Origin of the sequence: Halarchaeum sp. P4 (assembly GCF_051195175.1) — an archaeon.
GTDB lineage: Archaea > Halobacteriota > Halobacteria > Halobacteriales > Halobacteriaceae > Halarchaeum.
On record NZ_JBNTKC010000004.1, the window covers coordinates 15,728 to 41,751 of the forward strand.

General features: G+C 68.4%; 20 protein-coding genes. 13 read left to right on the top strand and 7 right to left on the bottom strand.

Features of this window, described 5'->3' with window-relative positions:
• Positions 1-34: 34 nt before the first annotated feature.
• Positions 35-193: a hypothetical protein gene (locus ACQUS8_RS13180; protein ID WP_435101833.1), complete on the bottom strand. Its 159-nt coding sequence runs from the start codon at positions 191-193 to the stop codon at positions 35-37.
• 151 nt (positions 194-344) lie between these two features.
• On the opposite strand from ACQUS8_RS13180, the gene ACQUS8_RS13185 reads away from it, so the two are divergent.
• The 3 genes from ACQUS8_RS13185 to ACQUS8_RS13195 all read left to right on the top strand — a co-directional run bounded on the left by ACQUS8_RS13185 (position 345) and on the right by ACQUS8_RS13195 (position 3,558).
• Entirely contained in the window at positions 345-1,187 is an 843-nt protein-coding gene (locus ACQUS8_RS13185; RefSeq protein WP_435101835.1) for a hypothetical protein, read from the top strand.
• Between the two features lie 63 nt (positions 1,188-1,250).
• Complete coding sequence (locus ACQUS8_RS13190; RefSeq protein WP_435101837.1) at positions 1,251-2,063, top strand: CBS domain-containing protein; 813 nt, start codon at positions 1,251-1,253, stop codon at positions 2,061-2,063.
• A 103-nt stretch (positions 2,064-2,166) separates the two neighbouring features.
• Positions 2,167-3,558, top strand: a complete 1,392-nt coding sequence (locus ACQUS8_RS13195; RefSeq protein ID WP_435101839.1) for a PAS domain-containing sensor histidine kinase — start codon at positions 2,167-2,169, stop codon at positions 3,556-3,558.
• A 363-nt stretch (positions 3,559-3,921) separates the two neighbouring features.
• On the opposite strand, the gene glpR is transcribed toward ACQUS8_RS13195, so the two are convergent.
• Positions 3,922-4,680 carry an HTH-type transcriptional regulator GlpR gene (glpR, locus tag ACQUS8_RS13200; protein ID WP_435101841.1) on the bottom strand — a complete coding sequence of 253 codons (759 nt, stop codon included), beginning with the start codon at positions 4,678-4,680 and terminating at the stop codon, positions 3,922-3,924.
• A 401-nt stretch (positions 4,681-5,081) separates the two neighbouring features.
• Between glpR and fba the strand changes: the two genes are divergently transcribed.
• The 4 genes from fba (at position 5,082) to ACQUS8_RS13220 (ending at position 9,027) form a co-directional block, all read left to right on the top strand.
• Complete coding sequence (fba, locus tag ACQUS8_RS13205) at positions 5,082-6,095, top strand: class II fructose-bisphosphate aldolase (protein WP_435101843.1); 1,014 nt, start codon at positions 5,082-5,084, stop codon at positions 6,093-6,095.
• On the top strand, positions 6,092-7,600 hold the full coding sequence (locus ACQUS8_RS13210) for an FGGY-family carbohydrate kinase (protein ID WP_435101845.1): 1,509 nt from the start codon (positions 6,092-6,094) through the stop codon (positions 7,598-7,600). Before fba ends, ACQUS8_RS13210 begins: the two co-directional genes overlap by 4 nt.
• A 4-nt stretch (positions 7,601-7,604) precedes the next feature.
• Positions 7,605-8,633 carry a 2-hydroxyacid dehydrogenase gene (locus tag ACQUS8_RS13215; protein ID WP_435101847.1) on the top strand — a complete coding sequence of 343 codons (1,029 nt, stop codon included), beginning with the start codon at positions 7,605-7,607 and terminating at the stop codon, positions 8,631-8,633.
• 193 nt (positions 8,634-8,826) lie between these two features.
• Positions 8,827-9,027 (top strand): hypothetical protein, encoded by a 201-nt coding sequence (locus tag ACQUS8_RS13220; protein ID WP_435101849.1) that lies wholly within the window; start codon positions 8,827-8,829, stop codon positions 9,025-9,027.
• A 281-nt stretch (positions 9,028-9,308) separates the two neighbouring features.
• Here ACQUS8_RS13220 and ACQUS8_RS13225 read toward each other — a convergent pair whose 3' ends face one another.
• Both ACQUS8_RS13225 and ACQUS8_RS13230 read right to left on the bottom strand, forming a co-directional pair.
• Positions 9,309-9,530, bottom strand: a complete 222-nt coding sequence (locus ACQUS8_RS13225; RefSeq protein ID WP_435101851.1) for a hypothetical protein — start codon at positions 9,528-9,530, stop codon at positions 9,309-9,311.
• A gap of 840 nt (positions 9,531-10,370) precedes the next feature.
• Positions 10,371-10,754 carry a DoxX family protein gene (locus ACQUS8_RS13230; protein ID WP_435101853.1) on the bottom strand — a complete coding sequence of 128 codons (384 nt, stop codon included), beginning with the start codon at positions 10,752-10,754 and terminating at the stop codon, positions 10,371-10,373.
• Positions 10,755-11,009: 255 nt separating this feature from the next.
• Between ACQUS8_RS13230 and ACQUS8_RS13235 the strand changes: the two genes are divergently transcribed.
• Positions 11,010-15,968 carry a S8 family serine peptidase gene (locus ACQUS8_RS13235; RefSeq protein ID WP_435101855.1) on the top strand — a complete coding sequence of 1,653 codons (4,959 nt, stop codon included), beginning with the start codon at positions 11,010-11,012 and terminating at the stop codon, positions 15,966-15,968.
• A 96-nt stretch (positions 15,969-16,064) separates the two neighbouring features.
• Positions 16,065-17,252, top strand: a complete 1,188-nt coding sequence (locus ACQUS8_RS13240; protein ID WP_435101857.1) for an endonuclease/exonuclease/phosphatase family protein — start codon at positions 16,065-16,067, stop codon at positions 17,250-17,252.
• A 54-nt stretch (positions 17,253-17,306) separates the two neighbouring features.
• Here the strand turns inward: ACQUS8_RS13240 and ACQUS8_RS13245 are convergent, their stop codons facing one another.
• Positions 17,307-18,218: a hypothetical protein gene (locus tag ACQUS8_RS13245; RefSeq protein WP_435101860.1), complete on the bottom strand. Its 912-nt coding sequence runs from the start codon at positions 18,216-18,218 to the stop codon at positions 17,307-17,309.
• Between the two features lie 422 nt (positions 18,219-18,640).
• Between ACQUS8_RS13245 and ACQUS8_RS13250 the strand changes: the two genes are divergently transcribed.
• Complete coding sequence (locus tag ACQUS8_RS13250) at positions 18,641-19,795, top strand: tubulin/FtsZ family protein (RefSeq protein WP_435101863.1); 1,155 nt, start codon at positions 18,641-18,643, stop codon at positions 19,793-19,795.
• 216 nt (positions 19,796-20,011) lie between these two features.
• Here ACQUS8_RS13250 and ACQUS8_RS13255 read toward each other — a convergent pair whose 3' ends face one another.
• Both ACQUS8_RS13255 and ACQUS8_RS13260 read right to left on the bottom strand, forming a co-directional pair.
• The gene (locus ACQUS8_RS13255) at positions 20,012-21,007 is read right to left on the bottom strand and encodes a DUF1616 domain-containing protein (protein ID WP_435101865.1); all 996 of its coding nucleotides are present in this window, start codon (positions 21,005-21,007) and stop codon (positions 20,012-20,014) included.
• A gap of 52 nt (positions 21,008-21,059) precedes the next feature.
• Entirely contained in the window at positions 21,060-23,108 is a 2,049-nt protein-coding gene (locus ACQUS8_RS13260; RefSeq protein WP_435101867.1) for a hypothetical protein, read from the bottom strand.
• Between the two features lie 101 nt (positions 23,109-23,209).
• On the opposite strand from ACQUS8_RS13260, the gene ACQUS8_RS13265 reads away from it, so the two are divergent.
• The 3 genes from ACQUS8_RS13265 to ACQUS8_RS13275 are packed head-to-tail and all read left to right on the top strand — an operon-like array spanning position 23,210 to position 25,975.
• Entirely contained in the window at positions 23,210-24,625 is a 1,416-nt protein-coding gene (locus ACQUS8_RS13265; protein WP_435101869.1) for a DUF58 domain-containing protein, read from the top strand.
• On the top strand, positions 24,622-25,104 hold the full coding sequence (locus ACQUS8_RS13270; protein WP_435101871.1) for a hypothetical protein: 483 nt from the start codon (positions 24,622-24,624) through the stop codon (positions 25,102-25,104). Before ACQUS8_RS13265 ends, ACQUS8_RS13270 begins: the two co-directional genes overlap by 4 nt.
• Complete coding sequence (locus ACQUS8_RS13275; RefSeq protein ID WP_435101873.1) at positions 25,097-25,975, top strand: hypothetical protein; 879 nt, start codon at positions 25,097-25,099, stop codon at positions 25,973-25,975. The genes ACQUS8_RS13270 and ACQUS8_RS13275 overlap by 8 nt, the downstream gene beginning before the upstream one ends.
• Positions 25,976-26,024 lie beyond the last annotated feature (49 nt).

The following is a 26,024-nucleotide window of genomic DNA, read 5'->3' on the forward strand; positions in this document are numbered from 1 at the left end:
TGACGAGCGAAACCGACCGCGAGAACGGAGGCCGTTAGTCGAGCGACGCCGCGTTCGAGGAGGGCGAGCGGGGGATACGCGTCTCCCCGCAGGAGACACACACGTAGTCCCCCTCGACCGTCTGCGTCGTCGGCGCGTTACAGCCGATGCACTTGACGGACGCACTGCGGGCGGCGCGGGGAGAGCGGGACATACCCGAGTGCTATCAGGTCACGTATGTAGGTTTTCTGCCGCTTACGGCCCGAGACACCAAAGCGACCGGACCCGACATTGATACCGCTCGACGCCCTCGATAGAGACATCGACTCGTTCGACCACCACTCCGGACCGCACTCCATCTCCCGATGAAGACGAAGCCCGACCTCCCGCGTGTCGCGAACCCGCCGGACGGACTCCTCGACTCGGGCCACCTCTGGCTCGTCGAGTACGTCGACGGCGCGCCCCTCCGCTTCCAACTGCAGAACTCCGGCCTCCTCCGATTCGGGGACGACCGGCGCGTCTACGACGACCCGGACGCGATGCCGGACGAGTACGCACACGCCGTTCGGCACGTCCGCGAGCACCTCGACCGGGACGCGCTCCGTCGCGCCGTCCCGGACGTCGAGGACGTCGTCTTCTTCGGCGTCGCGACCCACTACCACGGCATCACCTACGACTGGGCGAACACGCCGTCCGTCCTCGGCGTCGACGTCTGGTCCGAGCGAGAGGGGACGTTCCGCCCGCCGGACGCGGTCGAACAGATCTACGAGGCGCTCGGCCTCCACCCGATAAACGCCGTCGAGCGCGAGGTCAACACGCGGGATTTCGACCCCGAGGAGTACACGATTCCCGAGTCCGCGTGGTACGATGGGCCCGCCGCGGGCGTCGTCGTCCGAGACAAACAGGGACGGCGCGCGCTCCTCCCCAATCCGGACGTCGACAGCGGCGGCGACGAGCGCTCCCTCGACGTGTCCGCCGACGAACTCGCCGCGAGACTCGCGACACGCCGCCGCTTCGAGCGCGTCGAGACACGCCTCGCCGACGCCGGGCATCCGGTCACGGTGGACGCCCTCTACGAGCGCGTCCGCGAGGACGTCCTGCGCGCGGAACACGCGCGCCTGACCGACGCACGCGTCGACATGCAGGCGTTCCACGGCGAACTCGCCGCCCGCACGCGCGCCTACCTCGACGACGAGACGACGCTCTGAGCGCGACGCGCCCTCGAATCGGACTTCCCCAGTTTCACTACCCCAGCCGTCGAACCAATCGGTATGCCGCGCGATCTCTACGACTGTACGGCGAGCGACCTCGCCACGCACTCTATCGAGCATCTACAGCGCGAGACGTCCCCGAGCGACGCCGCCGCGTGGCTCGCCGACCGGGGCTACGACGCCGCACCGGTCTACGACGGCGGCGACCCGCTCGGCTTCGTCCACAAAGACGACGTCTCGACGGACGACGCCGGTGACACCCTCGATAACCATCTCACGCCACTCACAATCGACTATATGATCAGCGGCGACGCCGACTTCACGGCCGTTCTCGCCGCACTCATCGAGAACCCCGTCTACTTCATCGGCGGCCACAACCACGTCAGCGGCGTGCTCACGCGTGCCGACCTCAACACTGCACCTGCGCGCATCTACCTCTTCGACCGCATCACCTACCTCGAGGAGCATCTGCGCGCGCTCATCCTCGACCGGGCGCCGAACTGGACGGCAAATCACGTCAGCGCGAGCGTCCTCGACGACATCGAGAACCGGCACGCCGAAGCCGAGGCCGCGAACGTCGCCCTCGACAAGGTCCACTACGCGCAGTTCTCGACGCTCGAGAGCGTCGTCGCGAGCGACGAGGCGTGCTGGCGGGCGTGCGGGTTCGACACGAAGGGCGCGGCGAGCGCGGAGCTCGACGCCGTCACCGACCTCCGGAACGACGTCGCACACGCCAACCTGCTCGTCGAGAACACGGGCGGCGACGGCGTCCTCAACACCGGCCGGACGACGGAGAACCTCCACGACACGCTCGAAACCATCGACAACGTCCTCGCGAACCTCCAAGACGCCGGCTACGACCCCGAAGACTGACGGTGTGGCGGCCACCGGGTTCGTCACGCCGCCAAGCCGCTGTCCAGACCGCGTTCCGACACAGGGAGGAGGCTTTTGGCAGTAGTTACCAATAGGGTATAGCATGGACCAGTCTGGGGCACTCGGCGTTCTTCTCGATTACTCCCAGGACAAGATTTCACTCTTGGATGCGGACGGGGTCTTCCAGTACGTGAGCGGTGCCGTCGATCACATGCTTGGCTACGACCCGGACGAGTTGTGTGGCGAGAACGCCTTCGATTACATCCATCCGGACGACGTCACGGAAGTCCGCGACGCGTTCATGGAGACCATCGAGAACGAGTCGTTCGCCGAAGCTACCGTGACGTATCGCCACCGCACCAAGGACGGGGAGTGGGTCTGGTTGGAGAGTCGGCTGTCGAACGTCACGGACGCCGAGCTAGACGGCTACGTCGTGAGTTCGCGCGACATCACCGACCGCGTCGAGGCGGAGGCGGCCTCGAAGGAGAGCGAGCTCCGCCTCGAACAACTCGCCGCCGGGTCCGCGGACGTCCTCTGGATGTTCTCGGCGGACTGGCGCGAACTGCTCTTCATCAACCCCTCTTACGAGGACATCTACGGCGGGTCGGTCGACGCCCTCCGCGAGGATCCGTCGCGGTTCCTCGACATGATTCACCCCGACGACGTCCCGGTGGTCAAAGAGGGGATGACCGACCTCTCACAGGGAATCGCGGTCGACATGGAGTATCGCGTCAACCCCGAACTGGACTACGGCCGCTGGGTGTGGGTGAAGGGCCACCCCATCATGGAGGACGGCGATGTCGTCCGCATCACGGGGTTCACGCGCGACGTAACCGATCGGCAGCGCCGCGAGCGGCAACTCGTCGTCATCGACAACCTCCTGCGGCACAACCTCCGCAACGACCTGAACCTCATTCTGGGTACGGCGGACCTCATCGAAGGCGACGTCCCCTCGACGACCGACCGTGTCACGGTGATTCGCCAGACCGGCGAGCACCTCCTCAAGAGCGCGGAGAAGGGCCGTGACCTCATCGACCTCATCACCGACCAGGCCGGCCTCCACCGCCTCGACCTCCGGACGCTCGTCGAGCAGAGCGTGACGCGCGTCCGCGAGCGTTATCCGGACGCCACGATCGAGGTCTCGGGCGACGACTCGGCGCTCGTCGAGGGGCGTCTCGAACTCCGCGTGGCGATCTGCGAACTCCTCGAGAACCCGATTCAGCACGCGGACGCCGACGCGACGCACATCGACCTCTCGCTCCACTGCTCGGCGTCGCGCGTCGAACTCGTCGTCGAGGACGACGCCCCACCGATTCCCGCCGTCGAAGCGGACGTCCTCCACGGCGTCCACGAGATGTCATCGGTCTATCACAGCAGCGGCCTCGGGTTCTGGCTCGTCTACTGGAGCGTCGAACTCTCGAACGGCACCATCAGCATCGAGTCCGACGACGACGGCAACCGCATCACGCTCTCGTTCCCGCGAGTCGAACTGTAGCCGAATCTTGCACCGAGCGTACCATCACCTGACCGACGCCGTTAATTCATTCTGGGGATCATATCAACTCGAAGACCATCTGTCTTGTAGACATAAATTGGGGTGTCGAACCACGTAGCTAGACCGGGAGGCCAGTATATCGACTCGATAAAATATGGGTATTCCTACAGTTTGTCCGCTTGGAACGGCCCGACGATACTCCCGGAAAAACCGTCAGGTCGCCAGTATGGCCATTTCTGGACGCTACACTCGCTCCGACGTGCCGACTCGTCTCTCCGCTCACCGACCGATGACTGCCCATATGGTGTTGCACTAACGATACACGGCCGTCGACGACCAGCGTCGGAACGAACCCGGACTGCGCTACGCAAAGGTGTTCGCGACGACGTCGACGTCCGCGGCGTCGAGGGCGTCACGAATCGGCGGCGGGACGTCGTCGTCGGTGACGAGGAGGTCGAGCGCGGCGTGCGAGGCGACTTCGAAGGCGTGCGTGTCCCCGAACTTCGAGTGGTCAGCGACGAGGACGACACGTTTCGCGTTGTCGATGAGCGCGCGCTTGCTCTGCGCTTGCTGGATGTCCTGTGCGGTGAGGCCGTCCTCGTCGATGCCGTCCGTGCCCAGGAAGAGGAGGTCGGCGTTCATCTGCTGGATGCGTTCGTCCGCCCACGGGCCGACACAGGAGTGGCCGTCCTTCTGGTACGTCCCGCCGGTGAGGTAGGCCTCGTGTCCGCGCTCCGCGAGTTCGTACGCGATGGAGGGCATCCGCGTAATCGACGTCATCGAGAGGTCGGTCGGGACGCGCTTCGCGAGTTCGATGAGCGTCGAGCCGCTGTCGAAGGCGACGACCTGCTTCTCGTGGAGTTCCTCGACCGCGCGGTCGGCGATGGCGCGCTTCTCCTCGATGTGGTAGACCTTCCGTTTCTCGTAGGGGCGGCCGTGGCTGACGACGGGCGTCGCGCCGCCGTGCGTCCGCTCGATGAGGTTCTGCTCGTCGAGGTCACGGAGGTCACGCCGAATCGTCGCCTCGGAGACGCCGATCTCGTCGGCGAGCTCGTCGACCGAACAGCCGTTCCGGTCGTTGACCAGGTCGACGATTTCCTGTTTCCGTTGTTTCGGGAGCATACGTCCGCAATCGTCTCCCCCGGGAATATACCTTCGCTCCGGACGACCCACACGGACACAGCTCCGATTATTCTGCATAGAAGGACGTTGAATTAACGTATCGGGCACAGAGACGTGCCGACGCCGTTCTTTACATCGCTACCCGTGTAAGACCCCGGCAGGACCGAGGCGTCCTCGGGTCGGTCTGCGGACGGACCACCGCGCCTCGCCCCCGCTGGCACGCTGTTCCAGCCACTCGACGGCGCGCGTTTCTTCCGACTATCTCCTCATTTCCCACAAGATAGTCAAAAATAAACAGCCAGTAGACGGCGGGTGTCGCGCCGTCGCTCGCCCGGCACGCGTCGAGACGGCGGATTCCAGCGAGCAATAACGCTAAGGGACCCCGCGGTCATGCATCGGGTATGTCGAACGAGTCCGCACCCACCCTTCGGGAGTGCTACGCACGCGCCGAAGACGAGGGCTACGGCTTCTTCGCGAGCAACGTCACCCACTTCGAAATCCTCGTCGGCCTCCTCCGCGGGAGCGCCGCCGTCGATTCGGACCTCGTCGTCCAACTCGGCGAGGAGGAAGCCGCCTTCTTCGGCGACGGCGACCCCGCGCTCGGCGTCCGCGTCTTCGGCGCGTGCCTCGACACCCTCCGCGAGCGCCACGACATCGAGGTGTTCTGCAACATCGACCACATCCACCTCCCCGAGAGCGAGGAGTTCCTCGAGGCCGCCGTCGCGTCTGGCGTGCCGGACTCCGTGATGGTCGACGCCTCCGACCAGCCCTTCGAGCGGAACGTCGAACTCACCGCCGACGCCGTCGACCGCGTCGAACGCATCGACGACGACGTCCTCGTCGAAGCCGAACTCGGCCGCATCGCCGGCGTCGAGGGCAGCACCGAAACCGCCGAAGACGAGGCGTTCTACACCGACCCCGAGGACGCCGTCGAGTTCGTCGAACGGACGGGCTGTGACCTGCTTGCGGTGTCCATCGGCACCCAGCACGGTGTCGCCTCCGGGCGCGACCTCGACGTCCGGCCGGATCTCGCCGCCGACATCAACGACGCACTCGCCGACGCCGGCCACGACACCACGCTCGTCGTCCACGGCGCGTCCGGCCTCGCCGACGATCGCATCGAGGACCTGCTCGACGCCGGCGTCTGCAAGTTCAACAAGAACACGCGCTACCAGTACGAGTTCGCGCGCACGCAGGCCGACTTCTACCACGAGCACGAGGACGCCGTCCGCCCACCCGAGGGCGTCCCGGACGACCGTGAGGACTTCTTCGCGGCGAGCGACTGGGCGCCCGAGAAGGAGCACTTCCACCCGCACGTCGTCTCCGAGGACGTCCGCGAGCGCATCGCGACGGTGATGAGCGACCTCTGCGAGTTGACCCGGAGCGCCGGCGAAACCCTCCACACGGACGCATGAGCGGGGCGGACACGGTGCTCGTCGGCGTCGACGCCGGCCTCACCAACATCACGGTGACGGCGTTCGACGAGCAGGGCGACGAACTCGCGAGCGCGTCACGCTCGACGCCCGAGGCCGACGCGCCGCGTGGCCGCGACGAACAGGACCACGACGCCTTCTGGGCCGCCGTCTGCGATGCCATCCACGCTATCGTCACGGACGACGCCGTCCCGACGGACGCCATTGCGGGCGTCGGCGTCGCCGGCCACGGCCACGGCCTCTACGGCCTCGACGCCGACGGTGACCCGGTCTGTGGCATCAAGTCCACCGACAACCGCGCGCTCGACACCTTCAACGAACAGGACGCCGACGTTCGTGAGGCCGTCGTCGAGCGCCTCGGGTGGACGCCGTTCGGCGCCGACCCGCTGAGCCTCCTCGTCTGGCTGAAGGAGCACGACCCCGAGACCTACGAGCGACTGGAGACAGTCCTGTTCTCGAAGGACGTCCTCACCCATCGGCTGACCGGCGAGCGCCACACCGACACCTCCGAGGGGAGCGTCTTCTACGGGCCGGACGCCGAGTACGACGAGCGGGTGTTCGACGCGCTCGGCATCGAGGATGCCTTCGACGCGCTCCCGAACGTCGTCCCGAGCACGGACGTCTGTGGGACCGTCACCGCGTCGGCCGCCGAGCAAACCGGTCTCCCCGAAGGGACGCCGGTCGCCACGGGCCTCCACGACGTCGCCGCCTGCACGCTCGGCGCGGGCGTCGTCGACCCCGGCGACGGCCTGCTCATCCTCGGGACGTGGGGGCAGAGCGTCGCCGTCGTGGACTCCCCGGCGGACGGCGAAGGCGGCCTCCCGCGGCGCTACCTCGACACGTGGCTCCGCTACAAGGGCATTCGCTCCGGGGCGGCGTGCGTCGAGTGGTTCGTCGAGAACTGTGGAGGCGACTGGCGGCGCGAGGCCGAGGAGCGCGGCGTCTCGCCCTACGTCGTCTACGAGGAGGCCGTGACGGACGTCCCACCCGGCTCGGACGGCCTGCTCTTCCATCCCTACCTCAAGGGCTCGACCGACGACCCGAACAGCACGGGCGGATTCTACGGTCTCCGCCTCGAACACACGAGCGCGCACATGCTTCGAGCCGTCTACGAGGGTGTCGCCCTCACGCAGACGCGCGCCCTCGAATCCATCGCGTCCGACCTCGAGGATGTGCGCCTCACCGGCGGCGGCGCGCAGAGCGAGGCGTGGGCGCAGATGTTCGCCGACATCTCGACGCGGCCCGTGACGGTGCCGACCGAACGCGAGACCGGCGCGCTCGGCGCGGCGCTCTGCGGCGGCGTCGCCGCGGACGTCTATCCGGACGCGGAGACGGCCGTCGGGCGGACCATCGGCACGGCCGCCCGATACGACCCGGACGCCGCGAACGAGGACCGCTACGCGGCGCTCGGCGAGGCCTTCGAGGAGGTGTCGGCGGCGATGGCGGAGCCATGGGAAACACTGAAGGAACTGGATGGGAGACGATAGATCGATGGAGATACTACTCTGTGGAGATCCCCAGCAGCCGAGCGACTACATGTACGAGGCCCTCGGCCGCCTCGAAGACGAGGGCGTGACGTTCGAGCGGATGGACTGGATGGGTGACGCCTCACCCACCGAGTTCCGCAACGTCACGATGGACATGGAGTCGCTCGGCCCCGGCCACTACGACACCGACGACATCGCCGCGAACCTTGAGGGCGTCGACGCGCTCGTCGTCCACAAAGCGCCCGTCTCCCGCGAACTCATCGAGAGCGCGGACCTCGACCTCGTCGCCGCCGCCCGCGGCGGCACCGAGAACATCGACCTCGAGGCGGCCGCCGACAACGACGTCACCGTGCTGCACGCGCCCGGCCGGAACCGCGACGCCGTCGCGGACTACGCCGTCTCGATGCTGCTCGCACGCCTCCGCGAAATCCCGTTCAACCACGCCGACCTCTCGAGCGGCGAGTGGAACCAGGTCTTCGACCCCGACCAGCTCCCGCCGGACGTCCGCACGACCACGGTCGGCATCGTCGGGTTCGGCCACATCGGCCGCGGCGTCGCGCGCCGCCTCGCCGGCTTCAACCCCGACCTGCTCGTCCACGACCCCTACGTCGACGACGAGGAGATCCGCGACGCCGGCGCACAACCGGCGTCCCTCGAGACGCTCCTCGCCGACTCGGACGCAGTCACGCTCCACGTCCGCCTCTCGGAGGAGACGGAGGGCATGCTCAGCGACGCGGAGTTCGACCAGATGAACGACGAGGCCTACCTCGTCAACACCGCCCGTGGCGGCCTCGTCGACACGGACGCCCTCGTTACGGCCGTCCAGAACGACGACATTGCGGGTGCCGCGCTCGACGTCTTCGAGGAGGAGCCGATTCCCGAGGGCCACCCGCTCTTCGACCTCGACGGCGTCATCCTCACCCCGCACGTCGCCGGCTCGACTCGCGACGCCGTCCTCGGCGGCCCCCGCATCATCGCCGCCCAACTCGAGGACTACCTCGCCGGCGAGACGCCCGAACACGTCGTTGCCTAACGCTGTCCGTCCAACCCGGGTCGTCCCGTGATACCCATTCGTTGCCGGCGGTGAGCACGACAGTGCCGCCACTCGGGGAGTGGAGTGTCGCCGGTGTCCGATATCGGACACCCCGCTCGTCCCGCCGACCCTACATAGATAGGGCGGTATTGGAAGGGGGAGGAGTACATTCACTCACGCGAGGTTAGTTCCGATGGCGAGCAAGCATTCCCCCCCAGACGGCATCGTCGAACAGTGTTCGAACTGCGAGCGCGAGCAACCCCACGAAGTGTCCATCGACCTCCTCACGGAGAGCGACCAGGAGGAGAACGCGGAGTTCTCGCGGGAACCGTACCGCGTCGCAACGTGTCGGGTCTGCGGCGACACCACGAAAACCCGGATGAACAACGCGTAACCGACGTCGCCACTTCCCCCACAGTCTCCGTCCCGACGCAACTGCTGACGAGCCGTCCGCCCCCCACACCTCCCCCCGCGGTCCCGAACAACACAGAGGGGTCGACGGCCGACGCCGTTCTCAATTACTCCCGGTAGACGATTACTTCGACGTCGCCAGCGTGCGCCCGCACCGTCGCTCCGGCGAACGCCTCGTTCACCGTGACTCGTTGTGAGTCGGAGCCGTAGGACGACGCGGCACTGACGTGGCACGACTGACTGTCGGGGTCCGAGGGAATCGCGCTAGTCAGATGCACCGTCGTCTCGGACACGGACGTCGAACGCGAGCGTCTCGCTCGTCCAGTTGGCGACACCGAGGTCAGACGGGGACGTCCGTTCGCTCGCGACGGTCACGGTCGACGGAGTCTCGTGCGCGTCGTCGCCACCGTCCCGGAAGACGGCACAGCCGGCGAGCGCCGCAATCGCACCCGCCCCGAGTGCTCTGGTCGCGTCCCGACGGTCCATACTACGAGGGAACTCCGTGGGGGTTCGGTATGGGTTTTCGGGGCGACCGAAGCCACGATTCACACGTAATACCGTTCCTACATACTGTGTACTCCATAGATAGATATTGGCAGCCACGTTCGAGTGGCGAGCGCTCGAGATCACGCCGGTATCTCGGCATTCCTCGGCGAGAATGGTGCTCACACGCTTTCGAGAGGTACCCGTCCGACGCAGGAACAGAGTCGTGTCGATCGCCAGGAAAAGGGACGGCGCGGAGACGACGACGTCGAAAATCAAGCGGAAAGCGCCACTACACCCGCATGAACCGTGTCCGTATTCGAGGAAGCAGATGCGGCGACACCGACCACCCGAACGACTAGCTGTCCAGAGAGGTCGTCAGAACAATCAGTAGCACAATATGGCTCCGGGAGCACATGCCCTGCGTTCAGCACGGATAGCGACGGCGAGAACACGACTCTGGTGGGCGGGGCTGCACCTCGCTTGTGGTGGGGAGACCGTGCTCCGTCGGTCAGCCACAACCTCATTAAGTCCGAGTTCCCAAAGGCCAATGCCCTCGGCTGGAGGCAGGGGCCACTGGCGCTCCCCCACTATGGGGAGGAGGGGAGCGCCAGTGGGCTGAAATCTGGCCAAACCCGACGCGGCATCGGAACCACACGCGTCGACTGGCAGCTGCCAGGAACCGGAGCGCTATCTCCGGTTCGGTCGAATTACAGAGGTGGATTGATATAACTTATTCGCCGCAGTTCTGGTCTCGGTCCGGTAGCTCCAGCGCCGCGTGGGTGTCTGAAGACGTGCGCGTCGGCGAGAAGGGTCGTCGTGCCGGTGCACCTCTCGCGCTGGTTAGCGCCAGGCTTCGCGGAGCGCGATGAGGACGCCCCCGAGCATCGCGAGGTTCCCGAAGAACGCGAGGCGGTCGCCGCTCCGGTCCTCGGGGTCGTCGTTCCAGAAGTCGTGCATCGTGACCGTCACGACGGTGAGGAACGTCGCGGCGGCGCCCGTCGCGAGGCGTGGGAGGCGCCAGAGTGCGATGCCGAGGCCGGCGAGCACCATTGTGCCGGAGCCGAGCGGCGCCAGCACCGAGGGCATGGGGACGCCCTCGGACTCGGCGTACTCGATGGCGTCCTCGATGTCGCGGAAGTCCTCCGATGCTTGTAGGGCGAGTCCGAGGCCGAGCGCGACGCGGCCGAGTCGCGAGAGCGCGCCGCCGTCTCCTGTGTCCGTCATATGTCGTCCTTTCGGCGTCGCGGCCAAAAACTTACCTGCGGGGGCACGGGGCGCGTATCCTACTAATTCCCTATAGTTTGCTGATTCGAACTAATCGTACTAACCGGCATAATTTACCGCTGTCCGTGTGACTGCTTGCCATGGGTACATATGACCCACGGAACAGGAAAACTCGGAGCCGCCGCCTTCTGTTGGCTCCTCGTACTGTCGCTCGTCGCTCCGTCCGTCGGAGCGGCCGGCATAGACACGGCCGACGTGGGCGCCGACGACAGCGTCACACTCGAGGACGGCCGAACCGGAGACGTTGTACAACCACCCGACGACGTCCCGCCACCGAGCGACGGCGGGGTCGCGAAACCCGGCCAGCCACCCGCACACTCGAACGGCACCGGCCCGCCGAACGCGACGGTCCCGGCGTCGCTCGCCCGCGCGAACGGCACCGTGACCGTCGTCGTCAGACTCGACGACCCCAGCCTCCCGCCCGGCCTCCAGGGCAAGCAGGCGAAGGGGCGACTGAAGAACGCCGCGGAGAAGAAACAGCAACCGCTCGTCCGCTTCTCGAACGGACGCTCCGGCGTCACAGTCGTGAACCGCTTCTGGATCGCGAACATGGTGTTGCTCCGCGTGGACACCGAGCGCGTCGACGTCTCGGAGATCGCGCGCGTCGAACACGTCGAGCGCCTCCACCGGAACTTCGAGGTGTCCATCCCCAACCCCTCGGCGAACACCACGAACAGCACGGGCGCGACGAGCGCCGCGTCCACCGCTGACGCGGACGCCGGGTACAACGTCACCTACGGACTCGAGCAGGTGAACGCCACCGGCGTCTGGAAACGCTACGACACCAAGGGCGGCGGCGTGAAGGTCGCCGTCCTCGACACCGGCGTCGACGTCAGCCACCCCGACATCGAACTCTACACGCGCGACCCCTCCGACCCCACCTATCCGGGTGGCTGGGCCGAGTTCGGTCCGAAGGGCCAGCGCGTCGCCGACTCCCGCCCACACGACACTGACTATCACGGAACCCACGTCAGCGGGACGGTCACCGGTGGGAACGCGAGCGGCCAGTACATCGGCGTCGCGCCGAACGCCTCGCTGATGCACGGCCTCGTCCTCCCCGAGGGGAGCGGGAGCTTCACCCAGATTATCGCCGGAATGCAGTGGGCGGTCGAAAACGACGCTGACGTCGTCAGCATGAGCCTCGGCTCCGAGGGCGCCTATCCCTCGTTCATCGAGCCCGTGCGGAACGCCCGCGCTGCCGGCACCCTCGTCGTCACCGCCGCCGGGAACGAAGGGGCGAACACGAGCGGGTCGCCCGCCAACGTCTACGAGTCGCTCGCCGTCGGCGCGACCGACGAGCAACGCGACGTCACGTGGTTCTCCTCGGGCGACGCCGTCGACACGCGTCAGACGTGGTACCCGTTCGCGCCCGAGTCGTGGCCGAGCGAATACGTCGTCCCCGACGTAGCCGCGCCCGGCGACGACGTGCGGAGCGCCGTCCCCCAGGACCACTACAGCGCGCCCTACGCGGAAGCAGACGGCACCTCGATGGCCGCGCCGCACGTCGCGGGCACCGCCGCGCTCGCACTCGCAGCGGCCAACGGCACCACCGTCTCACAGGTGACAGACGCAGTCACGTCCGCGGCACGCAAGCCCGCCGACTGCTCGCCCTCGTGTGCCCCGCGTGACGGCAACGACACCCGGTACGGCGCCGGCATCGTCGACGCGGTGAACGCCACCGACCGCCTCGCCGCGACCAGCGGCATTGAGGGCGTCGTCACGGACGCCTCCGGCGACCCCGTCGTGAACGCGACGGTCGCCCTTGACGACTTCACCGTCAGGACCGACCGGAATGGCCACTACGTCCTCCGGGAGTCCGCCGACACCTACCGGGTTCGCGCGAACGCCTTCGGCTACGCGCCCGAGACTCGAACCGCCACCGTGAACGACAGCACGTTCACCACGCTCGACGTCAGCCTCACCCCGGAGCTCGCGCTCGCCGTCACCTCGAACCAGAGTGACGCCGTCCGAGTGGGGAACGCCACGTCAGTCACGTTCCGCGCCGCGAACGTCGACACGTGGACGGTCGAACGAACCGGCGACTTCACCGGGAACGCGACGCTCCGCGTGAACGGCGCGCCCGCGTCCTTCGGCGAGTCAGTCGCCATCACGAACGATTCCGAGACGGTGACCGTCACCGTCCACGTCACCGACGGGAGCGGCAACCTCTCGCTCGCGCACACCGTCACCGGCATGGGTGAGACGACGACGGTCACGACGGGGCCGACGCGCGTCGTCGAGGAGCTGCCGCGCGTCGCCGTCGTCGGCGCGTACAAGTACGGCTACGCGCCCACCGTCATGCGCGTCCTCGACAACCAGCTGCCCGCGAACTACCGGCTCGACTTCGTCGCCGCGACCGACGTCCACAACGTCACCGAGCAGTACGACGTCTTCGTCGTCCAGAACTTCGGCCACCAGCCCTCGGCGGAGCGCGTCCAGCAGTTCGCGGCGGCGACCGACGACCCGGCCACCGGCGTCGTCTACCTCGACCAGTACAAACAGCCCTACCCGTTCTTCGCACGCGAGGACACGGGGAACGCCGTCTCGCAGCTCACGGCGGCGACGAACGACCCGAAGCGGACCGAACAGGACCAGACATTCGGCACCAACCACATCAACTACACCGCCAGTGAACGCCACCCGGTCCTCGAGGGCGTCGCCGCGCCCGGCGAGAGCGTCGCCCTCCTCTCCACCGACTCCGGCGTGTCCTACACGTGGTTCGAGGAGTACAGCGGCCAGACGCTCGCGAACACGACCGTCCCCCCGGGCGACTACTTCAGCACGCAACCGGGCCAGAAGGGGCCGGGCATCGCGGTGAACGAGCAGACCCGGACCGTGCTCGCCGCCGGCCTCGGTCTCTCGCGGGAAATGCAGAGCGACGCACTGACGCCCGCCGCGAAACGCCTCCTCACGAACTCGGTCACCTACCTGAGCACTGAGCCGTCGGCCACCGTCGCCGCCGACCAACCCGCGCACGCCACGCCCGGCGACCGCATCAGCGCGACGTTCAACGCCTCCGGCCTCGACGCCGCGACCGTCCGGCTCGCCGAGCGCTCCACGCTCTCGGCGTCGAACCTCACGCTCTCCGTCGAGGGCGAGCGCGCTGCCTTCGGCGAGCGACTCGACGTCGGGGACGCACACGACGGCACGCTCACCGTCACCGTCACGTCCGACGCGGACGCCGCGGGGACGGTGGCGCTCGAAACAACTCTCGAAACCGAGGGTGCCGACCGCCCGGTCAGCATCGTGACCGGCCCGACCGCCGTCTACACGCCGCCGCTGACCGTCGGCGAAGACGTCGGGCGCGTCGGCGAAGCGATGGAGATGGCGCGCCCCGGAACGACGGTCTACGTCCAGAACGGCACCTACGTCGGGCAGGTGACCGCGGACGTCCCCAACGTCACCATCACGGCCGCGCCCGGCGCGTCGCCGACGCTGCGCGCGCCCGCCAGCCTCGCCGACTTCGAGTCCGTGCTCCGCGTCGAGGAGGAGCACGTGACCGTCGAGGGCCTGCGCGTCGTCGGGAAGGCCGGCGACGACGACTACTACGGCATCCACGTCCTCGACCACCACACGACGGTCCAGGACGTCACGGTCACGCACTCCGGGACCGGCATCCACCTCGCCGACATCGCGTCGAACGTCACCGACTCGACGGTCCGGAACGTCACCCTCACGAACGTCTCGGACGGCCTCGTCGTCGGCGTCGGCTCCGGCTACGAACAGACCAATGGCCTCCACGTCACGGACGTGACGGTGCAGAACGCCACCACGGCGTTCTTCATGGAGTCCGGGAGCGGCGTGACGTTCGAGCGCGTCCACGTCCGGAACGCCACCGAGGGCTTCGCGACGTGGGCGCCCACCGACACGGTCCTGCGCAACAGCACGTTCCGCGACACCGACACGGCCGTCGTCTTCGGTGACGCCGCCCAGAACCTCACGGTCACCGGGAACGTCATCACTGACAGCGACGTCGGCGTCACGGTTCGCGGGAGCGACCGGCAGACCGGCCGTATCACGTCGAACGTCATCGCCGCGGACACCGGCGTTTCGTTCGAGAACAAGCAGACGCCGACCGTCGCCGTCCACTACAACAACCTCTCCGGGAGCACGGTCGCCGCACAGAACACGGCACCGTGGTGGAGTGACGACCCGCCCGCGTATGAGCCCGACCTCCGGCTGAACTACTTCGGGCCGCGCGGGCCGAACGCGAGCGCCGTCTCGAACGTCCGCTACGACCCCTTCCTCACGGCGCCGCCCACGCAGGTCGACCGGGAGCACACTGTCGCCATCGGCACCGACCTGCACCTCCCCGCGAACGGCACCTACTCGGTCGGCATCCCCGGCCCGACGACCCAGTCCGTCCGGGATGTACTCGGCCCGTCGTTCAACGGCACGGTCGAACGCTACGTCCCGGCGAACGACTCGTGGCAGCCGGTGGGCAATCATAGTCGTGCCGACCTCGACGCGCTGGGCGCCGTCCGCGTCACGCCGTCGAGCGACGCGCGCGCCGTCCTCACGTTCGCCGGCGAGCACCCGCCCGGTCCGCCGTCCGAGCGCCCGCCCGAGGCGACGCCCGGCAACGGCCAGACGAAGCGGACGCTCGATGCCGGCTGGAACTACGTCTCCGCACGGGCCTACGGTCCCGTCGGTGACGTGCTAGCGACACAGAAGGGCGTCAGCGCCGTCGAACCCGTCGCCACGGGGCCCGCGAGCCAGCTCGGCCCGAACGGCACGCTCGACAGCCGCTACGCCGTGAACGACACGGCGGCCGGCCCGAACGTCAGCGCGTTCACCGGCTACCGCGTCCGCGCGACCCACACCACCACGTACCGGAGCGCGCTCCGAGCGAACCCCACCGTCTACGAGCTCTACACCGACCTCGGGCTCGAGCAACCGTCGCTGACCGGCCTCGACACGAACCTCACGGCCGCGTCCGAACTCGGTGCGAGCGACCAGGCGGCGACCCGCCAGCTCTTCGCGGCCGCGAGCGAGCGCGCCGACCGCGTGGCCGCGACGACGGACAACCGGACGGCCGTCACTGAGGCCGCCCGGCAGGCCATCCGCGAGGAAGCGAAGCGACTCGGCCTCCGCCTGCCCGAGCACGTCGTCGACCGCCTCGCCGACGCCGCCGTCGCCGAGCGCGCGAGCTAACCTACCACACTCGCCGTCTTTTTTCTGCGGCGCTCGTCGGTCGCAAGTACGTCCGCGACCACCAGCACTATGCTCGCCATCGGTCGTTAGCCAGCCATGACACGACGCACGACGCGACGCGGGTTCCTGAAACTCACCGGCGCGGCGGCCGTTGGGGCGACTGTCTCGACGAGCGCCGCGAGCGCCACCAAGGGCAAACACGCGGTCCGGTACGCGAGCTACAACGTCACCGACCTCTCCACCGACCAAGTGCAGACGCCGGGCGACGAGCAGGCGGCGGCCGCCGCGCGCGTCATCCAGGAGGCGAACCCGGACGTCCTCCTCCTCAACGAACTCACGAACAACGTCCAGCAGGGCGAACACACCGAGCGCACGAACATCGAGGCGTTCGTCGAGAACTACCTCAGCGTCCCGCAGGCCGACCACCTCGAGGGCATCGACTACCCGCACACGCTCCAGCCGGCGAGCAACACGGGCGTCCTCCCCGAGACGGCCTACGACTTCAACAAGAACGGCGACGCCGGCGACCGCCCCGGTGACGCCTACGGCTTCGGGCTCTACCCCGGCCACTACGCGTTCGCCGTCGCGAGCAAACACCCCATCGACGAAGACGCCATCCGGTCCTTCCAGACGTTCGAGTGGGCGGACATGCCGAACAACCTGATTCCGTTCAAGGGCGAGGACGGCGTCGACACGGACGGCCTCTACCTCACCGAGGCGGAAGCCGAGGTGTATCGTCTCTCCTCGAAGACGCACATCGACGTCCCCTTGGAGGTGCCGGGCGGCACCGTCCACGGTCTCTTCGCGCACCCGACGCCGCCCGTCTTCGACGGCCCGAACAACTTCAACGGCCGGTGGAACCACGACGAAGTGCGCTTCTTCGCAGACTACGTCGCGGGCGCCGACTACATCTACGACGACAGCGGCCGAACGGGCGGCCTCGATACGGACGCCTCCTACGTCCTGATGGGCGACATGAACGCCGGACCGGGCGACGAACCGCTCGACCCCGCGACGAAATACTTCATCGAGAACGACGCCTTCGAGACGCGACGGCTCCCCACGAGTCCGAGTGGCGCGCGGAACGGCACGCCGCACGCGACCGCGAACTTCGGCGACGGCGGCTCGCACGTCGACTGGGTGCTCCCCTCGCCGGACCTCTCGCTGCGCGGGTCGTCGGTCGTCTGGCCGAACGCCGGGAAGCGCGGGCTCGGTGACGCCGTCCGGACCGCGTCCGACCACCGCCTCGTCTGGGCGGACGTCGCCGTCAAGCCGGGCAGATAGCGCGCCGAAAGGAAGAATCGAGTGTGGGGGAACGGGAGAGGTCGGTAGTCCGCGTTACGCCTCCTGCTTCTCGAAGTCCGCCACGACGACGGCCCACCCGTCGTCGCCGAGGTTGCGAGTGACGTAGCTCGTCGGGTAGTAGCCGTCCTGCGGGTACGCGTCAGGCTGGGCGATAGACTGACGCTGGACGCCCTCAAGGTGGTTCTGCAGGTAGTCGACGGTAATCATCGGTTCGACGTAGTTGAGTTCGTAGGCGTCGTCGTCGTCGACGTCGGCGGCCCCCCAGATGAGGGTGTGGAGCCAGTCGCTCGCGCCGTCCGGGTTCTTCCCGGAGTCGAGTTCAGGGGCGTCTGCCGGTGCGAGGTGTGCGCCCATGTTAGGGACGACCGCCCCGCCTTCGAGGAGGACGTAGCCCTCGGGAACCTGGCCCTTCTCGATGTCGTCCGTACTGATGACGTAGGGTTTCCCGGTGTCGGGGTTGATACCGATGTCACCGATGGTCTCCCGGTCGTTGAAGTAGAAGTGGATGTCGAAGTGGGGTTTCGTGTAGACCCCCTTCGGCGTGTGCCCCTGCGGGTTCCAGCCCGCACCGACGTACTCGAAGGGTTCCGGGACGACGTCCGGGAGGTCGAGGGTGAACGGCTTCATCCAGACGCCGTGAGATTTCATGGCGTTGTCGACGTTCCCGTTCTCGAAGTCCTCGGCGTACGGCAGGGCGTCGAGCGCGCCCTCGCTGAAGTGGACGCCGACCTGTTTCGGGTTCCCGGACGGCGTCACCGTCGCGAACGTGCTGACCTCGCCGTTACCGATTTTCTGAGAGCCACCCCACTCGGTTATCCCCGACGGGGGGAAGCCACGTTTCTTCGGGCCGTTCTTCCCCTTCGCCGATACCGTCGAGGTGAGTGCGAGACTGCTAGCAGTCGCTGCGCCGAGTCCACGGAGGAACGTGCGTCGGTCGAAAGTCATGGGACAGACACCAACTGGCAAATGAAAATCAGTTAACTAGAATCTTGTCAATCATTTCGAATTGGAACACTAGTATATTTTCCGGACACGTCAGTTGAAATGCCATCCAGTTCTCTCCGAACATAGAGACGGAACAGGCCACTCCAACAAGTGGAGAACGAGATTCGGAACTGTTAGCGACAGAAACTGTCTACTCCGTACACTCTCCGGTCGAGTACGTACAACACTGCGGAGTGAGTGGGTGCTCGACGGGGACAGACGGGCGTGAGAAACGACCGTGCAGAACGGTATGTCGACCGACACGTTACTGGCGCGCGACGACAAGCCCGATTGCGATCCGCCGCCGTCGGGCGTCGCGGCCCCGGCTGGTTACGTTTCCCAACCAACACTTATGCGGTCACACTGCGACGGCTAACCTGCCCATGCAGTTGGTCCTCATCGGTGTCGGCCAAGCGGGCGGGAAACTCACCGACGCGCTCCTCCAGCGTGACGCGGCAGGTGAATCCTCGTTCGTCCGCGACGCCGTCGCCATCAACACCGCCCGAGACGACCTCCGCGGCCTCGAACGCGTCCCGGAGGACAACCGCTACCTCGTCGGCCAGAGTCGCGTCAGCGGCCATGGCGTCGGCGGCGACAACGAACTCGCGGCCGACATCGCCCGCGAGGAGCGCGCCGAACTCGTCAACGCCGTTGACGTCGCCACCTCGGAGGTCGACGCCGTCCTCGTCGTCGCCGGCCTCGGCGGCGGCACCGGGAGCGGCATCGCGCCCGTACTCCTCGAGGAACTCCAGCAACTCTACACCGAACCCGTCTACGCGCTCGGCATCCTCCCGAGCGACGGCGAAGGCGGCCTCTACGAGTTGAACGCCGCGCGCTCGCTGCGGACGGTTCGGCGCGAAGCGGACAACACGCTCCTCGTCGACAACGGCGTCTGGCGCGCGAGCGCGGACTCGCTCGACGACGCCTACGCCACCATCAACGAGGAGGTGGCGACACGCCTCGGCGTGCTGTTCGGCGCGGGCGAGCACGACGCGGACGCGCAGGTCGCGGAGAGCGTCCTCGACGCCAGCGAAATCATCAACACGCTCGACGGCGGCGGCGTGAGCGCCATCGGCCACACCGCGAGCCCCATCGAGCGGGACGACGATGTGGGCGGCCGCCTCGGCGGCCTGCTCGGGTCACAGTCGTCCGTCGACGACACGACGGCGGTGAACCAGATTACGAGCGCGATTCGGAGCGCGACGTACAGCCAGCTCTCGCTGCCGTGTGACCTCACGACTGTCGGGCGTGCGCTCGTCCTCGTGAGCGGCCCGCCCGAGTGGCTGAGTCGGAAGGGCATCGAGCGCGGCCGCCAGTGGGTCGAGGAGACGACGCAGTGTCGGGAAGTCCGCGGCGGCGACAACCCCGTGCCCGGGGCGGACCACGTCGCGGCCACCGTCCTCTTCGCGAACGTGCGGGAGAGCGAGCGTCTCGACGCCCTGACGGAGACGGCGACGGAAGCCCAGCGCCGCCAGCAGGACGAGCGCACCGACGACCCCGACCTGATGGACGACGACCGACTCGACTCCCTCTTCTGAGGGAATATCGGGTCGTCACCGCCCACTATTGAGGTGTCAATATCGGACTGTGGCTCACCGGACACGTCATATAAACACACTTTAGAGTGGGCGCGAGAGCCACTCCTGAGAGATGGTAACACAGACAGCCTTCTGTTCACGGTGCGAACACGAACGCCGCGTCATCGCCGACAAGCCGTGGCTCCCGTCCGTCTGCCGGGAGTGTGGCGCGAACGTCTAGGCTGAGGCGTTCCGCGGCGCCGAGACGTTCACCCAGAGGTGGACTTCGCGATACGCGCTCTCCACGCTCGGATAGCGCGGCGCGTCACCCTTGTAGAGGACGAACGCGAGACGCTGGCGCTCACCCGCGAACTGCGGCGTAATCGTCGTGTTCACGTGTCGCGTCTCGTTCGCCCCGAGCCTGAGCTGGTGTGTCGACAGCCGCGTCTCCCTGTCGACCACCGTCGAGTTGTTCACGACGTGCACCTGCTGTTCGAGGACGACCCACGTGTAGTTCTGCGCACGGTGCTCGTGGTTGCCGACGCCGACGACGAGCGGCGCGGACTCGTTCACCACCATCTCGGAGGGATAGCCCGATGCGACGAGGTCGCCGTCCTCGCCGTGCGTGAGGAGGTAGAACTCGGTGAACGCCTCGCCCTGTTGTGGGACGGCGACGGCGTAGCCGACGCTCGCGACCGCGACGACGATGCTCACCGCGAGCAGGACGTTCAGCGCGGCGTCCGTCCGCGTGTCCGGTTCGAGGAGTTCGACGCGCGCCGCCCGCAGCCACGACCGGTACGGCACGACGAAGCGCTCCTCGGCCGGGAGGTCCCAGCGCCGGACGGCCGCGACGGCGCTCGCCGCGAGCGTAAACCCGCCGACGGCGACCAGAATCGGGACGAGGCGAATCCCCCACGGCGTGAAGTTGAGAACGAGCCCCAGTAGGGGCGTGACGGCGATGCTGAGGCCGAAGGAGAGCGCGACACGCTCGATGCCGTCGATACCCGCGTCCTCGCCGCCCTGCTCGGGGAAGAGCGCGGCGACGAGCGCGTAGCCCGGCAGGAAGAGCACGAGCGGGAGGCCGAAGACGACGCGAAGCGGCGTCTCCCGGAGCACCGGGAGGACGGGGAGAAGGACGCCGACGAGCGTGAGACAGACGACGGCGGCGACGTCCGCGGGCAGTCGCCGTAGCGGCCGCGGCAGCAGTCGCGACCAGTCCGGGGCGTCACTCATTCAGCAACCCGTTAGCGACCACGGGTGAAAAGACAGTCGGAACACTCGAAGGCTACTCCTCGACGAGCTCGGTGGCGGCGGCGAGCACCGTCTCGGCGTCCGCGCGCGTCGCCCCCTGACCGGCGAACGTCGCGCGCTCGTAGGTCCTGGTGAGCGTCTCCAACGCACTGCGCTCGTCGGCCGCGAGACCGTCCGCGAGCGCCGCGTAGAACTCCCAGTGTGTCCGATGGCGCAGGTCGGCGTCCTCGGCGTCGAATGTGCGACGGACCGCCGAATACGCCGTCCGGACGGCTTCGTCCGGGTCGTCGGCCTCGAGATGGTTGCGAGCCTGCGCGAGGAGGCGCGCGGCCAGCGGTTCGTCGGGCGTCGCCGGCGTCGGGTCGGCCGGCGTCTCGGCTTCATCGGATTCCGCCTCGGCAACGTCACGCCGCCAGAGGGCGTACGCGAGCGCGAAGAGGAGCGCGGCGACGAGGAACGCCCCGAGCAGTATCCACGCCTGCGTGAGCGTGAGCCGGGACGTACTCGGCGCGGGGAGCGAAACCGTCGTCGTCGCCTCGGCGGCCGCGAGGTTCGTCCCCGTCCCCGCGTAGCGGACGCGGACCGCGAGCGCGTCCGCGTTCTGCCGGACGCTCACGGGAAGCGTGACGGAGGCGTTCGCCCACCCCCGCTGGTTCGTCGTGAGCGTGGTGAGGCGCGTGCCGTTCGCGGAGACGACGAGTCGCTGGCCGGCGACCCCGCTCTCGCTCGCCTCCAACTGCGACGCGACGGCGAGCGTCTCGCCGGTCACCGTCGCCTCCACGGAGAGGTCGGTGGCGCTCTCCGAAACGGTCGCGTTCGCCGACGCAGCGGCCGGTATGACGGCCGCACCCGACCGGCCCGCCGTGGCCGTGATCGTCGTCGTGCCGGTCACGGGGCGCGCGCCAAGTCGCGGCGTCACCGCGAACTCGCCGTTCGCGTCCGTCCGCGCGGTCGCGACGACGCCGTCACCGATGGCGACGCGCACCGGAACACCGGCGAGCGGCGTCCCGTCAATCGTGACGGTTCCCGAGACCCGTGCTGTCGCGCCAAACCGGAGTGTCGTGGGCGTCTCGTCGAGCGACACCGTCGGCTGACGCGTCGTGACGGTCACGCTCGTCGTCGCGTTCGACCCGAGGTACGGCGAGGCTGACGTCGGCTGATACTGTGCGGTGAGCGTCTCCGCCGTCGCCGCGAGCGTCACCGGCCGGTACGCGAGCGTGTACGTCCCGTCCGCGGCCGTGGTCGCCGTCGCGAGCGTCCGGTTTGCCGCGGCGAGGACGACCGTCCCGTTCGCGATTGGCTCACCCGACCGGGTTTCGAGCGTGCCCGAGAACGTCGTCGTCGCCGCGGGCGACAGCGTGGCGTTCGACGGCGCGAGCGTGAGTCGCGTCCGCGTGAACGTCTCCTGTTGCACCTGCGACTGTGTCCGCTCGACGTTCGTCGCGACGGCGCTGGTCCGGTTAATCGCCGCCGTGACGTCCACGTCCGTCCCGTTCGCGACGGCCGTGTAGGAGTCCGTGACGTTCGCCTGCTGGCGGTCGATGCGCGTCGCGAGCTGCTGGAGGCGGCGGGCGAGCCGCCGGGCGGCCGTCTCGTTGCCCGCCGCGCGCGCCGCCTCGTAGCGCTCGTAGACCTGCCGATAGCGCTGAGTGAGCGAGACGTACTGTTGTTGCTCCTCGCGCGCCTGCCGGAAGTCGCGGGCGGTGCGGTCGTCCTGCGTCGTCTCCGTCTCGCCCGCGACGTCGACGTACTCCGCGAGGCGCTGGTCGTAGGTGTCGCCGAGGAGCGAGCGGGCGGTGTCGTACTGGCTCTGACTCAACTCGAGCGAGCTCTCCGAGAGTCGCGAGCCGAGCTGGCCGCCGAGCCAGCGCTTCAGCGACTCGATGTCGCCCGACTCCTCGTACTGGCTGGGGTCGCGGTGGTGGACGACCGTCGTTGTCGTCGTGTTGTTCGCCGCCTGCGCGACGACCGGCCCGCCGGCATCCGCTGGGGCGGCGGCGACCAGCGAGACCGGCATCTGCAGGACTGCAACGACGAGGAGGGCGGCGAGGAGCCAGCGGCGGCGACGGGCGACCCGTGTCACGCCCGGACGTATCCGACCGACGTACAAACCGCTTTCTACAGCGACGCGCGAAGAACGCGTACCAGTAGCTTCAATTGTACCGCGGGGCCTCCGTTACGGTGATGCGGGTGACCAGAACCGGCCGCGGAGCCCTCGCGGTGCTCGGCCTCCTCGCGGTCTGCACGGTCCTGTTCGCCCAGCCACTCGTCCTGCTCGGCGTCGTCCTCGTCGGTGGCTGGGTCGTCGCCGTCCAGGTCGCGTTCACACGAACGCTCCGGACGCTACGCGACGACCTCAGCGTCTCGCTCGAACCGGCGCGCGAAGGCGCGCTCACCGACGAACCCGTGCCCGTCGTCTTCACCGCCGAGCGCACCGAGACGGAGACGGACCTGACGATTTCCGTGGCGCCGCCGGCGTCGGCCGACGAACCGACCGACGCGCCGACGCTCACCCTCTCGTCGGGCGAGGAGCGCGTCGACGCCAGTTTCTCGCTCGTCCTCCCCGTCGCCGGCCGCCACACCACGGGCCGGCCGACGGCCACGGTGACGAGCGCCTTCGGCGTCTTCGAGGAGACGCTCCCCGTCGGCGACGCCTGCACACTGACGGTGCGCTCGCGCCTCCCGCGCGACGTCCACGTCGGTCAGGGTGGCGTGCGCGCGACGACACCCTACGGTGGGCACGCCGCCGAACGCTGGGGGGCCGGCGTCGACCCCGCGGACGTCCGCGAGTACAACCCGGGCGACCCGGCGAGCCGAATCGACTGGCGGACGACCGCCCGCCTCGACACCCCCTACATCCGCGAGGCCGAGTCGACGACCGAACGCCAGACGACGCTCTTCATCGACCACCGCGCGACCACGGGCGTCGGCCGGCAGGGCGAGACCGCACTCGACTACCTCCGCGAGTCCGCGCTCGCCGTCCTCGAGACCGTCGAGACCGCGGAGGATCCCCTCAGCTACTACGCGGTCGGCGACGACGGCGTGACTGACCGCGAGACCGGCGTCACCACGCACGTCCAGTATCCGGCGGTCGAGCGGAAACTGCAGGGACTCACGCCGACCGCGGGCGACACCGCGACACGAGAGGTGCGGCGTCGCACCCCGCTCGCGCGCTCGCTCCGCGGCGACGACAGCGCCTTCGAGCGCACGCTCCACCCCTACGTCGCCTCGGGCGCACGCCCGCAGAACGTCGTCGCGGACGACCCGCTCTACCGGGCGGCGAAGACGTTCGCGACGCGCTACGGCGGCCAGCACTGGCACCTCCTCTTCACGGACGACGCCCACCGCGAGGAACTGCGTCGCACCGTCAACCTCCTGCGCCACGGCGACGACCACGTCATCGTCTTCCTCGCGCCGCGCGCGCTCTACGAACCCGACGCGCTCGTCGACATCGACGACGCCTACGCCGCCTACAGCGAGTTCAACGAGTTCCGCAAGCGTCTCGGGGACGCGCCGCGCGTCGAAACCTACGAGGTCGCGCCCGGCAGTCGCCTCGAAACCGTCCTCGCGTCGCGCCGCGGCCGGAGGGTCCGCGTATGAGCGGCGACCGCGTCGAGCGCACCCACCTCCTCACGTTCGCGGAGTACGCGACGCTCGACCTCGTCGGGTTCGCCGTCCTCGCCATCGGCTTCGTCGCCGAGAGCGGCGGGCCGGGCGGCGTCGTCGCGCTCGCCGTCGGTGTCTGCTGGCTCCTCGCGGACGTCCGCGTCGCCACCGTTCCGGCGGTCGTCGGACTCGGCGTCCTCGACCTCCCGGGGCTCGCCGGCCCCATCCTCGTCGTCGGCGGCCTCGTCATCAGCATCGGCGGCACGCTCGCGCTCACCACGCGGTCGTGGCGCGCACTCGGCGTGTTCGCCGTCGCGACTAGCGTCCTCGCCATCGCCGCCTACGCGGGCACGCTCGCCGCATTACCGCTCTGGGTGCTCACCGGCCTCGTCCTCGCCCTCTTCGGCGTTCTCACCTACGGCCTGCACCGCTACGAACTAGTCGTCCTCGACCTCCTGCCTACCGATGAGTAACAGCGACACCACGACCGACGCGACTGCGGCGAGCGACGAAGCCGACGACGTCGAGCGCTCGGTCCTCGAAACCCGTATCGAACTCCTCGAAGAGGAGAACCGCCGCCTCCGCGAGGAGTACGCCCGCGCGAAGCGCGTCGAGTACCGCCGGAGCGCCGTCGCCTTCCTCGGCGTCGGCGTCGTCGCGTTCGCGCTCGGCCTCGTCTTCAGTGACGCGCGCACCGTCCTCTTCGCGCTCGGCGGCACCGGCGTCTTCGCCGGCGTCCTCACCTACTACCTCACGCCCGAGCACGTCATCCCGGCGAGCGTCGGCCAGCAGACGTTCGACGCGCTCGCCGCGAACGAGGCGGACGTCGTCGCGGAACTCGGCCTCACCGACCGGCGCTACTACATGCCCGTCGCGGACGCCGAGTCCCGGACGCGACTGTTCGTCCCGGAGCACGAGGACGCGGCGCGCCCGGACGGCGACGCGCTCCGCGACGTCTTCGTCACGCCCGAGGACGACCGGGGTCGGGGCGTCTCGCTGCGCGCGAGCGGCGACGCGCTCTTCGACGCCTACGAGCGCGAACTCGCGACGGCGCTCGCGGACGACCCGGAGACGCTCGCCACCCAGCTCGTCGACGGCCTCGCCAACCAGTTCGAACTCCTCACGGGCGGCGACGCCGACCACGTCGGGGACGGCCGCCTCGTCGTCGCCGTCGACGGCGTCGAGTTCGGCGGTGTCGACACCTTCGACCATCCCGTCGTGAGTTTCCTCGGCGTCGGCGTCGCCACGCAGTTCGACGCGCCCGTCGAAGCCCGCGTCGAGCGGGGCGAGCGCGCCGACGGCCGCGTGATTCTGGAGTGGCCGGCGTTCGGCGACGAGGCCTAAGGAGGCGACTGCGGGGTGTAGCTATTTCACCCTTCGCGGCGTTCGTCCG

Bases quoted from the DNA above. Each gene is read 5' to 3' on its own strand.
- ACQUS8_RS13230 (WP_435101853.1), bottom strand. From the start codon at position 10,754: ATGACGGACACAGGAGACGGCGGCGCGCTCTCGCGACTCGGCCGCGTC.
- ACQUS8_RS13195 (WP_435101839.1), top strand. From the start codon at position 2,167: ATGGACCAGTCTGGGGCACTCGGCGTTCTTCTCGATTACTCCCAGGAC.
- glpR (WP_435101841.1), bottom strand. From the start codon at position 4,680: ATGCTCCCGAAACAACGGAAACAGGAAATCGTCGACCTGGTCAACGAC.
- ACQUS8_RS13255 (WP_435101865.1), bottom strand. From the start codon at position 21,007: ATGAGTGACGCCCCGGACTGGTCGCGACTGCTGCCGCGGCCGCTACGG.
- ACQUS8_RS13265 (WP_435101869.1), top strand. From the start codon at position 23,210: ATGCGGGTGACCAGAACCGGCCGCGGAGCCCTCGCGGTGCTCGGCCTC.
- ACQUS8_RS13275 (WP_435101873.1), top strand. From the start codon at position 25,097: ATGAGTAACAGCGACACCACGACCGACGCGACTGCGGCGAGCGACGAA.
- ACQUS8_RS13185 (WP_435101835.1), top strand. From the start codon at position 345: ATGAAGACGAAGCCCGACCTCCCGCGTGTCGCGAACCCGCCGGACGGA.
- ACQUS8_RS13180 (WP_435101833.1), bottom strand. From the start codon at position 193: ATGTCCCGCTCTCCCCGCGCCGCCCGCAGTGCGTCCGTCAAGTGCATC.
- ACQUS8_RS13245 (WP_435101860.1), bottom strand. From the start codon at position 18,218: ATGACTTTCGACCGACGCACGTTCCTCCGTGGACTCGGCGCAGCGACT.
- fba (WP_435101843.1), top strand. From the start codon at position 5,082: ATGTCGAACGAGTCCGCACCCACCCTTCGGGAGTGCTACGCACGCGCC.
- ACQUS8_RS13210 (WP_435101845.1), top strand. From the start codon at position 6,092: ATGAGCGGGGCGGACACGGTGCTCGTCGGCGTCGACGCCGGCCTCACC.
- ACQUS8_RS13215 (WP_435101847.1), top strand. From the start codon at position 7,605: ATGGAGATACTACTCTGTGGAGATCCCCAGCAGCCGAGCGACTACATG.
- ACQUS8_RS13225 (WP_435101851.1), bottom strand. From the start codon at position 9,530: ATGGACCGTCGGGACGCGACCAGAGCACTCGGGGCGGGTGCGATTGCG.
- ACQUS8_RS13220 (WP_435101849.1), top strand. From the start codon at position 8,827: ATGGCGAGCAAGCATTCCCCCCCAGACGGCATCGTCGAACAGTGTTCG.
- ACQUS8_RS13240 (WP_435101857.1), top strand. From the start codon at position 16,065: ATGACACGACGCACGACGCGACGCGGGTTCCTGAAACTCACCGGCGCG.
- ACQUS8_RS13250 (WP_435101863.1), top strand. From the start codon at position 18,641: ATGCAGTTGGTCCTCATCGGTGTCGGCCAAGCGGGCGGGAAACTCACC.
- ACQUS8_RS13190 (WP_435101837.1), top strand. From the start codon at position 1,251: ATGCCGCGCGATCTCTACGACTGTACGGCGAGCGACCTCGCCACGCAC.
- ACQUS8_RS13270 (WP_435101871.1), top strand. From the start codon at position 24,622: ATGAGCGGCGACCGCGTCGAGCGCACCCACCTCCTCACGTTCGCGGAG.